At 53.3% G+C, this 14,170-nt stretch carries 12 protein-coding genes; all 12 read right to left on the bottom strand.

From position 1 onward, the window contains the following. Positions 1-103: 103 nt before the first annotated feature. The 12 genes from C4S74_RS12375 to C4S74_RS12325 all read right to left on the bottom strand — a co-directional run bounded on the left by C4S74_RS12375 (position 104) and on the right by C4S74_RS12325 (position 14,091). Positions 104-409, bottom strand: coding sequence for a hypothetical protein (locus tag C4S74_RS12375; protein ID WP_103995629.1), 306 nt, complete (start codon positions 407-409; stop codon positions 104-106). Between the two features lie 416 nt (positions 410-825). Continuing rightward, positions 826-2,904, bottom strand: coding sequence for an ABC transporter ATP-binding protein (locus tag C4S74_RS12370; protein WP_181024392.1), 2,079 nt, complete (start codon positions 2,902-2,904; stop codon positions 826-828). A 6-nt stretch (positions 2,905-2,910) separates the two neighbouring features. Beyond that, positions 2,911-4,662 (bottom strand): ABC transporter ATP-binding protein, encoded by a 1,752-nt coding sequence (locus C4S74_RS12365; RefSeq protein ID WP_103995628.1) that lies wholly within the window; start codon positions 4,660-4,662, stop codon positions 2,911-2,913. Positions 4,663-5,144: 482 nt separating this feature from the next. Further along, entirely contained in the window at positions 5,145-6,170 is a 1,026-nt protein-coding gene (locus C4S74_RS12360) for a cytochrome d ubiquinol oxidase subunit II (RefSeq protein WP_103995627.1), read from the bottom strand. Continuing rightward, positions 6,167-7,537: a cytochrome ubiquinol oxidase subunit I gene (locus C4S74_RS12355; protein ID WP_103995626.1), complete on the bottom strand. Its 1,371-nt coding sequence runs from the start codon at positions 7,535-7,537 to the stop codon at positions 6,167-6,169. The genes C4S74_RS12360 and C4S74_RS12355 overlap by 4 nt, the downstream gene beginning before the upstream one ends. 193 nt (positions 7,538-7,730) lie before the next feature. Beyond that, positions 7,731-8,453: a hypothetical protein gene (locus tag C4S74_RS12350; RefSeq protein ID WP_103995625.1), complete on the bottom strand. Its 723-nt coding sequence runs from the start codon at positions 8,451-8,453 to the stop codon at positions 7,731-7,733. Between the two features lie 11 nt (positions 8,454-8,464). Next, positions 8,465-8,971 carry a hypothetical protein gene (locus tag C4S74_RS26225; RefSeq protein WP_146065495.1) on the bottom strand — a complete coding sequence of 169 codons (507 nt, stop codon included), beginning with the start codon at positions 8,969-8,971 and terminating at the stop codon, positions 8,465-8,467. A 24-nt stretch (positions 8,972-8,995) separates the two neighbouring features. Then, the gene (locus C4S74_RS12345) at positions 8,996-9,934 is read right to left on the bottom strand and encodes an ABC transporter substrate-binding protein (protein ID WP_146065494.1); all 939 of its coding nucleotides are present in this window, start codon (positions 9,932-9,934) and stop codon (positions 8,996-8,998) included. 84 nt (positions 9,935-10,018) lie between these two features. Continuing rightward, positions 10,019-10,993, bottom strand: coding sequence for an ABC transporter substrate-binding protein (locus C4S74_RS12340; RefSeq protein WP_258042470.1), 975 nt, complete (start codon positions 10,991-10,993; stop codon positions 10,019-10,021). 334 nt (positions 10,994-11,327) lie between these two features. Continuing rightward, positions 11,328-12,158 (bottom strand): aldo/keto reductase, encoded by an 831-nt coding sequence (locus C4S74_RS12335; RefSeq protein ID WP_103995622.1) that lies wholly within the window; start codon positions 12,156-12,158, stop codon positions 11,328-11,330. A 214-nt stretch (positions 12,159-12,372) separates the two neighbouring features. Continuing rightward, a complete protein-coding gene (locus C4S74_RS12330) occupies positions 12,373-12,633 on the bottom strand; it encodes a hypothetical protein (RefSeq protein WP_103995621.1) in 261 nt (86 codons plus the stop codon). Between the two features lie 90 nt (positions 12,634-12,723). Beyond that, positions 12,724-14,091 carry a sodium-dependent transporter gene (locus tag C4S74_RS12325; protein ID WP_103995620.1) on the bottom strand — a complete coding sequence of 456 codons (1,368 nt, stop codon included), beginning with the start codon at positions 14,089-14,091 and terminating at the stop codon, positions 12,724-12,726. Positions 14,092-14,170: the final 79 nt, after the last annotated feature.

Raw genomic sequence — 14,170 nt, 5'->3', positions numbered from 1 at the left:
TCCCCAAAGGCCCCTTCCCTCAGACAGAAAAAACCCGTAAATCATTGGATTTACGGGTTTTCTTTCGTTCAAAGCGCCGCAGCTTCCCGGGAAGGAGCTGAGCTTAGTATTGGTCGCGTCTGATCAGGGAAATGTTGTACGCGGACACCAGCAGACCGACGATTCTCGTGACATAGCCGACGAGCGGGATGAAGCTGAGGAACGCCAGCACGATGTTGACGACCGCCGGAAGCAGTGTCCGGTTGCCGTTGATCAGGCCGATCACGGCGCTCACGAATACGAGAGGCACCACCCAGCCGCCGGACCATAAGAATCCGAACGGGATAAGGCCGACAACGTAGCCGATAATGATTCCGATTTCCACAATAAGCTGAACCACATTCAAAACGCGTTTCGTTTCCGAACTCACGATAAATCCCTCTTTTCGCAGGATGGCGGCGTATGAATGAAACGCCCCGTCCTATTTGATTTTCCACCCGGATGGGAATAGCTCTCGGGCCGGACAACCCTACATAAACGCGGGAGCAGTCCGCGAATCATGCAAGCCGTTTCACCCGGAATTTTGTGACCCTTCGTTTAATTTACGTACGAGGACGTCTTCGCGTTTCATTCGTCCGCCTTCTTTCTTCCTAATTATACCTTAAATTTTATAAAAAAAGGACCCGGACTTATCCGGGCCCGGCATAAATAGTGAAGGAAAGGAAAGGAGGCCCTCTCCCGAAAATCTGCTGCAAGCTTGGCACAGTCACGAATCGTCCACCGGCATGTTCTGCCGCGTGAACCGGACGACGGGCAGCGGCGGGCCGGAGCCTCCCCAGGCGGCTTCTAAGTAGAAGAGGCTATACCGGTTGTGACACCGTCCGGGGCAGCGCCGCCTCCCTGCTGCAGGCGGTACATCTGGGAGTATCGGCCGCCAAGCTCCAGCAGTTCTTCGTGATTCCCCCGTTCCACAATCTCTCCGCGGTGCAGGACCAGAATCAGATCCGCGCTGCGGATCGTAGACAGCCGGTGCGCGATGATGAAAGTGGTCCGGCCTTTCTTGACGACATCGAGCGCGGCCTGAATCACGGCTTCCGTCTCCGTATCGATGTTGGCGGTCGCTTCGTCCAGGATCAGAATCGCCGGATCGAAAGCAAGCGCACGCGCAAACGAGATCAGCTGCCGCTGGCCCGCGGAGAGGGTGCTCCCTTTTTCAAGCACAGGCTCGTCAAAGCCACCCGGCAGGTTGGCGAATATGCGCTCGCCGCCGACATCGCGCAGCGCCGCATCCGCCTTCTCCCGCGAAATCGTGCCGTCTCCGAGGCTGACATTGCTCGCAATCGTGCCCGTGAAGAGGAACGGATCCTGCAGTACGATTCCCATGTGCTGACGCAGGAGCTGCTTGGGCATGGCCGTAATATCCTGGCCGTCCACCCGGATCGTTCCTTTCTGCGGATCATAGAACCGGAACAGCAGATTCATGATGGAGCTTTTGCCGGAGCCGGTATGACCCACCAGTGCCACTGTCTGACCTTGCTTCGCCTCGAAGGAGATGTTCTTGAGCACATAATCTTCCTTGTAAGCAAAGGAAACCTGCTCGAAGCTGACGTTGCCTTTGTAGCGGGGCAGACGGCCTTCGGCCACGTCTTCGCCGGGCTCATCCATCAGCTCGAATACGCGTCCGGCCGAAATGATGGATTGGTCGAGCGTCGCAAGCTGATTCACGATTCCCGTGATCGGCTGGAAGAGCCGGTTCAAGTAGTCGATGAAAGCATACAGCACCCCGAAGGAGATTACGGATTCGGCTCCCGTCCCCATCGCGGCGCCCCCGAAATGCCAGAGCAGCAGCGCGAAAGATATGTTCCGCAGCACCCCGACCAGGTTATGGGAGGTGAAGGCGTTCAAGCTTTGCAGCTTCTGCTGGTGTTTGAGGTAGTCCTCGTTGAGCGTTTCAAACTCCTCCATCGTCTCTTTCTGGCGGCGGAACGCACGGATGATCGTCATCCCCTGGATCGCTTCATTGATCATCCCGTTAATGTCGCTTAAGCGCGAACGGATGATTTTGTTGTACCGCGAAGCGTATTTACGGTAAACGATGATCCAGACCACCAGCAGCGGAACGATCAGAAGACAAATCGCGCCCAGCTTCACGTCCAGTAGGAACAAGGCGATAAAGATACCGGTGATATAAACGAAGCCGGTGAAAAAGTTCGCCAGAACCGTCACGAACAAATCGCGGACGGCCTCGGTATCGTTGGTCACTCTGGATACGACTTTTCCGGCCGGTAGATTATCGAAATAATGGATGGGCAGGCGCTGAATCTGCCTGTACACATCCAGCCGCAGCTTCTGGATAACCCGGTTCGCGGAAACCTGGAGCATATATCGTTCTCCGAAAGTGAAAACAGCCGCTACGGCCAGCAGCCCTAGATAAAGCAGGGCAAGCCGGATTAATTTGGCCAGTTCCGGCCGGTAGAACACATACAGCTCGCCTTGGGTCAGCGACTTCGCCTCGTATACGGCGTTCTCTCCGCCTCTCGTGACCGTCAGCTTGCCGTCCTGCCAGGACCGCTGGCCGTCGAAGGCGATTGGCCCGTTAACGAAAACGAACCGCGTGCCGACCTGAAGCAGCCTGGCTTCGTCACCGCGCGCTTCGCCTTCCGCGAAACGGTCTCCGCGTTTGTAGACGTCACCTCCGTAGGTTACGGTGTCCCCGTTTTCAGCGGCAATTCCGGCACTGCCGGCTTCCTGCCGGATTTTGTACCAGGGCTGCTCGATTCCGAGGATATGCGTGTCGATCATCCGCTTGGCGATAAAAGGACCCGACAGCTCCGCCGCCACCGCGACCGTAAGCATAAGAAGGGCAAGAATAAACAATTTTTTATGATGAAGTGCGTACTGCACCAAACGTTTGCCTGTGTGCAAGGCCGATCACCCCGCTTCCGTCAAATTGGATTCGACCTGCTGACGCTCGTACTGTTCCTTATACCAGCCGCCCAGCGCCAGCAGCTCTTCGTGGGTTCCCGCTTCGACAATCCGGCCCTCGTCGAGGACGAGAATCCGGTCCGCGTGCTCGATGGCGGACAGCCGATGCGTGGAGATGAGCGTCGTTTTGCCGGCACGCTCCCGCCGGATGTTCTCGATGATTCTCGCTTCGGTCCGTGCATCCACGGCCGACATCGCATCATCGAGCAGCAGAATTTCCGGGTCGGCGATCAAGGCTCTCGCCAGCGAGACACGCTGCTTCTGGCCGCCGGACAGGGCTACGCCCTTCTCGCCGACAAGCGTGTCGAGCCCGTTCGCCAGCGTCCCGATGTCCTGCGTGAAAGCCGCCCGCTCGATTGCCTGCAGCACTTCGTCCTCGCTGGCGTCGGACTTGCCGAACTTGATGTTCTCCCGCACGGTCTTGGAGAACAGAATCTGCTCCTGCGGCACGTAGCCGATCCACGACTGCAGCTTCTCCAGCGGAATCTGCTGGATAGGCACGCCGTCGATGGTGATCGAGCCGCCGCCGGCCGGGTACTGCCGCAGCAGCTGCTTCAGCAGCGTGGATTTCCCGCTGCCGGTCCGGCCGACCACGCCGAGGGTCTCCCCTTGGCGCAGCGTGAAGGTAATGTCCTCCAGATTGGGAATAACGGAGGACGGGTATTTGAACGCGGCTTCCCGGAAGCCGATCGTCCCCGGCTTCGCATCCGCAGCCGGCTGCGGGACGTCCTGCACATCGGGCCGGTATCCCAGCGTTTCGTTGACCCGGTCCAGAGAAGCATTGCCCCGCTGCATGATGTTGATAAGCTCGCCTATCGCGAACATCGGCCAGATCAGCATCCCGAGGTAAATGTTGAAGGATAGGAGCTGCCCCAGCGTAAGCTCCGTCTGAAACACGAGATACGCGCCGTAGCCAAGGCCGATCAGGTAACTCGCCCCGACGAGCAGCTTAATGGTCGGATCGAACAAAGCGTCGATCTTGGCGACCGCAATATTCTTGTCGTACACATCCTCCGTCAGCTCGCGGAAGCGTTCCTGCTCGTTGGCTTCCTGAACGTACGCCCGCAGAACCCGGACGCCCGCCGTCGCTTCCAGCACCTGGTCGTTCATCTGGCCGAACGCATCCTGCGCGATCATGTACCGCTCGTGAATCGTTTTGCCGTAAAACTTCATGGCCAGCGCAATGAACGGAAGCGGCAGCAGGGCCGCGAACGTAAGCTTCCAGGAGATCGTGACGCCCATCGTAAAAAGAATTACGAGCATAAACGCGCTGGAATCGACCAGCGTCAAAATACCGAAGCCCGCCGTAGCGGAGACGGACCGGAGATCATTGGTGGCGCGGGCCATCAGATCGCCCGTCCGGTACTTTTCGAAAAAGGTCGGCGTCATCTTCAGCAGATGCCGCATAAATCTGGAACGCAGCACGCGTTCCACCAGAAAAGCGCCTCCGAACAACTGGTACATCCAAACATAGGTCATCAAATAAATAATGACCGTAATTCCCAGCGTCCACGCGATCATGGCGAACAGCCGGTCCGCCGTAATCGAGCCCATATGAATCTCGTCGACCGCGTAACCGAGAATCTTCGGAGGAATAATTTCCGCGATACCGGCCACGATCAGCAGCGTAATCGCTACGGTGTAGCGGATCCAATGCCTTTTGAAAAACCAGCTCAGCTTCTGCAAAATACTGAACAAACAGGTCACCTTCTTTCTTAATCCACGAAAAACGCTCTTTTTCTCCGTTTCCGCGTTCGTTTCTATGTAGAAAAATGAGGGCGGCCTCCTTGCGGGGCCACGAAAAAAGGACGCACCGTTCAACAAACAAACGGTACGTCCTCAAAAAGCGCGGCAAAGTCTGCGCTTCATTAAACCGGCTGCTGGCAGCCCTTATTCAGGAAAATGCGGGCGTCTGAACGCCGCTATCCCGACGTGCGGTTTAACGGGTGTACCGAATATTGAGCTGTTCCCTTGTTCACTGCATACGGATGCAGTCCATGCACAGGCAACATTCTAAACATCGATACCACCCTTTCTTCTCCGGTCATTTTTCTGCGCTTTCGCGTCAACTAGGTGTGATTGTATCACCCGTTGGAAAGGAATGTCAACCCGAACAAGCCGGAGAAAATCGTTATAACCAAACTGGAACAGGGCCCCGGAAGGGCCCCGTTTGCTCCGATCTATTCCTTTTGCAGATAACGTTTGTCTTTGAGAAAAAGCCTCCAGAACAGGTAGAAAACCGGGACCAGAATAGCCGAGCTGACGATATATCCGATAAAAAGCGAACGGAACATCGTCGGGTTCGTAATCCCTTCGTCGAACGTTAAATGAGGATACACCAGGTAAGGCATGTGAGCGGAAAAATACGCATAGCTCGCCAGTCCGTACTGGATGATGACCGTGATGATCGAAGCCCGCGGGTAACCGCTGCGTCCGTCCGGCCTTCTTTTTAGCAGCAAAATATAGGCAGTGATAAAGGCGGCCACGGAAAGGCCAAACCAGGGGGCGTAGCGCTTGAAACCCTCTACCATCCAGGGCGCATGCTCGGAAAAGGTGCTCACGGTGAGCAGGGCCATCAGAAGGTTAATCGGCCCCCAGATAATCGCCAGCCTGCGGTAATCGCGGTACGTCTCCTCGTCCCCCGCCTCGCGGGAGTAGTCCGCCAGGAAGAGCGCGGACATGAACAGCTCGGTCGACAGCCCGAAGCCCAGATGCGCGTACTCCGTCAAACTGGTGAACAGTTCGCCGAGGTGAAGGGCCGGCACACCGTTTTCGACGGTGACGAATCCCCCCAGCGTGATCGGCAGCACGCTGACCAGAAGCCCCGGAATAAGGAGGCCCGTTATCCCGGAAACGACCCGCAGCAGGCGGCCGTGCTTGGCCACGGAATAGGCGTAGACCATGAACGTGCTGCGTATGAGCAGCAGCAGGAGAACGAGCGAGACCGGCACGAGCAGGGCCGCGCCCAGCATGTGGGTCGCCTTCGGGAAGAAACCCGCAAGCGCCACGACGAACAGGACGAGAAACACGTTCGTCACTTCCCACGTCGGCGACAAATACCGGTTCGCGAGGGCTCCCGCCTTCGTATGATGCTGACCGCTGAAGTACATCGCCCAGAACCCCGCGCCGAAGTCGATGGAGCCGAGAATCGAATACGTGAACAGGAATACCCACAGTACGCTTACCGCCAAGGTTACGTCGCTCATGTAATCGCCCCCTTGGCAGCCTGAGGCTGTTCTCCGTTAGCGGCGGCAAGTCCGAGTGCTTCCGAGACGGGATGCCGCTTGAAGTAGACGTGCATGACGATCGACGTCACGACAAGCAGGAACGCGTAGACGGATATGAACATGACGAACAGGGTGCCGATGCCCTTGGACTGCAGGGCGGCTTCGCTGGTCCGCTGCACGTGGTAAACCGTCCAGGGCTGCCGGCCGGTACAGCTGAAAATCCAGCCAATTTCGATGCCCAGCATGGAGAGCGGCCCCGAAGCGACAAGGACGGTCAACAGCCAGCGCGGGTAGGGCTTTTTGAACCAGATGCGGATGAGCAGGCCCAGGAAGGCCAGTGCAAGCAGGAACATGCCGATGAACACCATCAGGTTAAAGAGGGTGTGAATGTACAGCGGCGGCCAGTTCTCCCGCGGGAATTCGTTGAGGCCCCGGACCACGGTGTCGAAACGGTTGCCTGCTAGCAGACTGAGAAAGCCCGGCAGCTCGATCGCGCCCTTGATGGACTGCGTCTCTTCGTCGACTTTGCCGAAAATCGCAAGCGGGGCGTGAGACTGCGTCTCGAACAGCCCTTCGGCGGCGGCGAGCTTTTCGGGGATGTGATGGTGCAGCATCTGGGCCGTCGCATGTCCGTTGACCGCCGTGAAGGCCGTCATGATGCCGCCGAAGATGAGCGCGAGGAACAGTCCCTTGCGGTGGTAATCCGCTTCGCGGGGAGCTTTGCGCGCCTTCAACAGCTTATAGGCCGCTACCGACGCCACGGCGAAGGCGCCTGTCATATAAGCGGTAGACAGCACGTGCAGGGCCGTCGACCAAAAGCTCGGGTTGAACACGGCCTCCCACGGACGGATGTCGACGAAGTCTCCGTTCGCGTTGATGGTAAACCCCCGCGGCGTGTTCATAAAGGCATGCGCGTCCGTGATCATCACCGCCGAAGCGCTTGCCCCGATCGCCACGAAGATGACGCTGACGATCCGGGCGATCGGAGGCAGCCGGTCGGCCGCGTACAAGTAGATCGACATAAAGAGGGCCTCGAAGAAAAAGGCCCACATTTCGATCTGAAACGGCAGGGCGATCACCTGCCCGACGATCCGCATGAAGCCCGGCCAGAGCAGAGAGAGCATCACGCCGACGATCGTTCCCGACGGGATGCCTACGCCGAGCAGAATACCCGAAGCTTTCGTCCACCTTCTGGCGAGCACCACGTAGTCCCGGTCTTTTTTGACATGATACATAATTTCCGCAAACACGATCATCATCGGAACCCCGACCCCGAGAGTCGCAAAAATAATATGAAACGCCATTGACGTGCCGAACAGCGCCCGCGCCATCACGACGGTATCCATAGATCCACACTCCTTTTGTAGCCACCCGGCCCAATTCCTTCCTGTAATATGGATCGAAAAGGAAGAAATTATGCGTTTGGTCAGTGAGGAGAGATAGTACCTGATTCAACTATTGATTGTCTCCGTTAAAAGGACAAGAGCCGTCCGAAAGTAGGTAACCTACCTTTAGACAGCTCCTTCATACAGACCCTACTTAATTTTTGTTCATTCGAAAATGTGTAGAAACTTCCTTTTCTACCGCTTTATCAACCATTGTTTTCAGAATTCGTGTATCTTCTTTATGGTCGGTTTTCCACAGCTGCGCATTAAACTGGGAGGGTGAGACAGAGGAGACCGTGCTTGAATGGACTATTTTTTGCAGCGAAGGTTCCAGTTCCTTTGCTCCTTTTTCTACTATATCCAAAATAAAAGGTATTGCAGGAGCACCCAGTTCAACCAATTTTTCATTTTTCCATTCCGCAGACTCCGTGGAACTCACGATTTTGTCTACTTTATCCGGAACAGTTTTCAAATGGAGGTTCCATGATCGTGTAAATTCTTCGGGGTCCGACCATCTAAATTCACTTTTTTTCAAATCAACTTTGGCTATTTCTTCAGCCGCAGCTGCCAAAATATATTTATCCAATCCAAAACTGTTTCCTTCCGTAATCCGCTCTTCAATAACAGGCAGCGCCGGGTAACCCATTTTAACGATTCGCTCATATTCTTTATTGTTTTTAATAAAAGCATAAGGATTGGAGCTAAGGCCTAAACTAGGATCTTCTCTTGTTAATCGGTCTATTTCTTTCCGCATATCGGTTAAATTTATATAGGTTTTAGTTGATAGTGAGGCAGAGGTAGGTGGGCTGAACAGGTACGTATAACTAAGACCCAAAAATAGTCCCGCAAGCGCACTAAATGTAATTATTTTTTTCACACGTATCCCTCCTAATAATAATATTGGACTGCGGGTCCGTATCCCGGAGAACTAGTATAGGGGCTCAGTGAATATGTCTTAACCAGTTCGTATGCTCCCCATTTAGAATCTGTTACGTTGTTAGTTCCCTCTACTACTTTCCCTATATGTCCAACATTATTTAACGTACCATAAGTAACCAATTTAGGTGGATTGTTAGGTGATCCATTATTTATTGGACTGTAGCCGAATTGTTTTAATACATTAGTCATTTCACCGGATGTTGGATTATTCTGACCCCATGGCCAGATTGTATAGTCCCTGACCCCCAACACATAAGCTAGACAATTGTATTTGCTTGTGTAAGTATTCCTGTTAATCTCATAACTGACATTGCTTCTAACATAAGACTGATAAAATTCTATCGGTTTAGCATAGCCTCCTTGTTCAGCATAAGCTGTTACCGCAAAAAAAACAGATGCAGCCGAAAATACGGATATCATACCATTTTTTATTTTTTTTCGGTTATTCGGGTTCATTGGATCCCTCCATAAATCACTATTTTATTCTTGGTTTAAAAAGTTAGCCAGTAAAAGGATATCTTGGTGGAGCGTACCGGGAAAGCCGAATGAAGTAGGCAGCGATAAAATTCGATTATCTCTGACGGCCTTAATATTTTTCCAGGCGATCCTTTCAAGAACCGGCGTGTAGTTCCTGTTATTAAGCGCTTCATACTCGTTAATGAGAATATATTGAGGATCGGCCGATCGAATAAAACCGTCCTGGATTCGGACCTGACCAGGCACAAACGGTTTCTCATTCGCCGCGATATTACTCCCTCCCGCTTCGGTCAGTATGTTCTGTTCCAGACTTTGAGGAACGATTGTCGAATACTGTGGATTCCCGTCGTCTCCTTCATTAACTTGGATCTCCCAAAATACTTTTTTAGGACCGTCGGCGTTTAAAGTTTCTTGCGCTTTTTGTAAGGCTTGGGCAAGCCGCTCCGAGGCATTGTCTGCTGTTTGACTTTGATTCAGCATCTTGCCGATTTGTTTCATTTCTTGAGCAATTTTAGGAATTGTGGTTTGATCGGCAGCGTATACAGTCACTCCATTACGTGACAATTTATCCGCGATGGTGCATGATATTTCCGCTTCGAATTCTCTTCTCCAATCGATTAAAACCAAATCCGTCTTTTCATCTTTTATTTCGTGTAACATGGCTTCGATTGATGGTCCCGCCCCCCCCATAAAAGGTTTACTTTTATGACCTGCCCCGATGGTCTCCATAAAATCGTTTTCCCAAGAATCAAGTACAGTCACCGTTTTAGGTTCTTGCGGAATAAAAACATCACGCCCACAGCTATCCGTAAGCTTTAATGGATAAGAGGCCTTGGATGTTGTTACGTCCGGCATTGGGGATGAAAATGAACAACCGAAAACCAGTGTCAAAGCCGATGCGAGTACAAGCATACCTAACCAGCGTTCATGTTTAATGGTCAATCCCCCTCTTGCATGATCCTCCGCTTTGGATAACCTTTCCAGGATTATGAATAAAACTTCCCTCCTTAATCCAGTATGCTTGCTTCAATTATTTACAGTAATTCGGCTGTAAGCTTCTGGATGAATAGCCTTAAGGAGCGCCATTAGATTGTCTGGTAGGCCGCTATAGCGCATTTCATCAAAAGGATAAACATACAGTTGTGAGGTCCGTATGGCACGCAGGCTCTGCCACTCCTCGCGTTCCTCAGGAGGAACATACTCGGGTGAACGGAAGTAATTTTGATATAAAATCAGATCCGGATCAGCCTTGCGCAGTTGTTCCAGCGTGGTGGGGAAGCTATCCGGGCTTTGGTTGTCTAACCACGGCAAAATATTCTCTCCTCCGGCCGTTGAAAGCAAATCATCTTCCAACGTATTTTTTCCTACGCCTACGCTGGACACTTGATTATTCTTGGAAAAAGAACGATTGTACCCGAGCTCCCAGTAAATTTTTTTCACCGGCATTCCCTTTCGGGCTTCCTTCACCTGCGCGATTACCTTCCCCAACTTGTCCGAGGCCTGTTCCGCAAGCTCCCGCCTGTTTAGAATGATCCCGACGGTAAGCATATCCGAAGCAATCCGGGCAATCTCGGAATGCCCTGTTACCCAGATAGGAAACCCCATTGTTCGAAAGCTTTGTATATTCATGCACATCTCCGAACCTGGATAAACCAGAACGGAAGGAGCTGGGTAGATGAAAAAATCCGGTTTGGATTTAGCTAAAATTGTTTCCCGCGCTCCCCATAAACTACTTGCCGAATCTTCCGTTACTTCGACGATTTTGTCGCTTGCGCCAATAACTTTCATAAAGTCTTTAAGTTCATCATTGTCTACCGCAACTCGTTGTGGCTCACTCGGGATGGTAACCTCTTCCCTGCAAGCATCCTTTAAGACTAGAGGGTACTCTGTTTGCTTGGCAGCTTTTAGCTTCAAGGCAGGAGAGTCAGGGTCGTTAACAAGCTGTTTATTCTGGGACTGTTCGGAAGAACAGCCGGAAGCTAAAACTATACTTGACAGCACAGCCAAATTTACTATAAAGCGCCAACACGGTTTATTTTTAAGTTGAATAGACGCAGCCTCCTTCCCGGTTCACTGATTACAAATTATCTCGAAACAACCATACAATTTTTTTACATATTTGTAAGTCGAATCACACAAAGAGTACATAAAATTATATTCTTTTCATAAGTTCAAACCGGAGGTTCCATAGGACGTATATAAATACTACTCACACATTCATATGGGTCTTTAAAAGCTTCATCATTAAAACTTAAGATTTGTTGCATGCTTCCAGCTGCACACCAAAAAAGCCGCCCCGGCCGGATAGCCAGGGCAGCTTAAACTTACTCCTATTTTAAAAGTCGAAATTGTCCGGGTCCGGACCCACACGCTGATCCAGATTCAAAGCGTCGATACGCCCTATCTCCTCCGCGGTAAGCTCGAAGTCGAAAATATCGGCGTTTTGCGCGATACGCTCGGGCGTGATGGACTTCGGAATGGTGACGACTCCGCTTTGGACATCCCAGCGCAGCACGGTCTGAGCCGGGCTTTTGCCGTACTTCTCGCCGATCTCGATCAGCACCGGGTTATCCAGCAGCTGGCCCTGCATAAGCGGGCTCCATGCCTCCAGCTGGATACCGTTCTTGCGGCAGAAATCCCGGAGGGGCTGCTGCGTCAAGCGCGGGTGAAATTCCACCTGGTTCACGGCCGGAACGATCTCGCTATCTTTCAGGAGATCTTCCAGATGATGAACATGGAAGTTGCTCACGCCGATTGCGCGCACGCTTCCGTCACGGTACAGCTTCTCCAGCGCTCTCCACGTTTCCTTGTATTTGCCCTTAACCGGCCAGTGAATGAGATACAGATCTATGTAATCCAGACCAAGCTTGCCGCGGCTTTCTTCGAAAGCCTGCAGCGTCGTTTCGTAGCCTTGATTGGCGTTCCACACCTTTGTGGTGATAAAAAGGTCCTCGCGTTTGGCGCCGCTGTCTCTGATCGCCTGGCCCACGCCCGCTTCGTTCCCGTAAACTGCCGCCGTGTCGATGCTGCGGTAACCCACTTCGATGGCGGTGCGCACAGCGCGCTCGACATCTCCGCCTTCCGCGGCTTTCCACACCCCAAGCCCGAACCAAGGCATTCGGACATCGTTGTTCAGAACGGTTGTATCGTTTAACTGTTTCGGCATTTTGACCAGCCTCCATTTTTCTGGGTTTACAAGGCATATGACGTCTGCTTGTTTCTTTTTTATGATAGCACAAAACGAAGGGACGAACTAAATCATGCACGTAAGAGCGGCCGCCGAAGGTCTGCAAGCCCGGTTACTGCACAAAAAAAGCCCCGTTCCCCACAGCCTGGCTGAAGGGAACGGAGCCGCCTGAACCTGCCGGGGCAGGGAAGCTTCAGGAACGCGTGCCGTTATGCAGGTCTTCTATCTCCTGCCGCAGGCCGGTCTCGACTTCCTCGAACGCAGGCTGATTATGGCTCAGCGAAGCGTCCTCAACGGCGCGTTTGGCATGCCGGATGGCCTGATCCGCCTGCTCTTCAAGCTTGGCCGTCGGGTGGGACAGCGCCTGGGAGACGGCGTTGTGGACCTTTTCCAGGGAATTTTGCGCCTGGGAAATCGGGTTTTGCGACTGCAGACTGGAATCGCGTTCGGTCATGGTTGAAGCCTCCTTCGTCTCGATAGGAATTCAGACTCCTATAGGATGAGGCAACCTTGCAGGGTTTATGCTAACAAGCTGTTTGACCGACTAAGAAATGATTCCGACCGAATACAGGAAAATAAGGACGATCAGCGGCGGAATCACGATGCGAAGCAGAAACGCCCACACACGCAGCAGCGTGCCTTTGAGACCGGCTTCCTCCATGGCGCGTTTCGAGGCGTACGCGATAAAGAGCGTAACGACCAGGCCGCCGACAGGAAGGAGAACGTTGGAGGTGACGAAGTCCAAGGAATCGAACACCGTCTTGCCGCCGATTTTGAAGCCGCTCAGAACACCGCCGACCGACAAGGCGGACGGTACCCCGACGATAAAACAAACCGCGGTCGTCCAGGACGTCGCCTTAAGCCGGGACCATTTCCAGCGGTCCATCGCGAAGGCCACCGGCACTTCCAGCAGCGACAGGATCGAGGTGAAGGCGGCGATAGCCAGCAGGATGAAAAACAGTCCACCAAAGGCCGCGCCCAGTGGCATCGAAGAGAATGCCGCGGGCAGCACGACGAACACGAGTCCGGGGCCTTGAGCCGGCTCCAGTCCGAAGGAGAACGTCGTCGGGAAGACGATGAGACCCGCGATAAGGGCGTACAGCAGATTGCCGCCCGTAACCGCTACGGTCGCCTTGCCGAGGGACTGTTCTTTCCGCACGTAAGAGCCGTACGTGATCATGACGCCCATCCCGATCGACATCGAGAAGAAGGCCTGTCCGAGGGCAACGAGCGCGGATTCGCCCGTCAGCTTGCTGAAATCCGGCTTCAGGAAAAATTCAATGCCCGCTCCGGCTCCCGGAAGCGTCAAGGCGCGTGCCATCAGAATGAGCAGCACAACCGCAAGCGCGGGTATGAGCACCTTGTTGAATTTTTCGATACCGCCGGATACACCGCGCGCAATGACCCAGCCGGACAGCCCCAGGATGAGGAACTGCCAGGCAATCGGGCTGTAGCCGGAAGTGAAGGTTTGAAACTGAACGGCATAATCCGTTCCTTTGTACAAGGCACCCGTAAAGGAACTAAGCGCGTAATGCAGCGTCCAGCCCGCAATAACGGAATAAAAGGAGGTGATCATAAAGGAACCGAACACTCCGAGAAAACCGAAGAAGCTCCAGCGTTTGGAACCCGACAAATTAAGAAAAGAGGTAGAGGCGTTGCCCCGTCCCGCCCGTCCTATCGCCATCTCGGCCAGTAGGACCGGCATACCGACGATGATAAGACAGATGATGAACAGGAGCACAAAAGCCGCTCCGCCATATATCCCCGTTATATACGGAAATTTCCAAAGGTTGCCGAGACCGATCGCACTCCCGATCGCCGACATGATAAAACCGAGAGAAGAGAAACGCTCCCCGCTCTTTTCACCTGCTGCCGGGCCTGAAGCTCCCCCGTTTAAATCTTGTTTGCTCAATGCTGTCACCTGCTTGTATTAGTCTAGGATTTTAACGGTCTGTATATAAGTCTGTATATAAACAGAGGTTTATTCTATC

Origin of the sequence: Paenibacillus sp. UNC499MF (genome assembly GCF_900107975.1) — a bacterium.
In the GTDB taxonomy this organism is placed as follows: Bacteria; Bacillota; Bacilli; order Paenibacillales; family NBRC-103111; genus Paenibacillus_F.
Note: the sequence above shows the minus strand (reverse complement) of the source record. Positions and strands in the feature narration are given on the sequence as shown.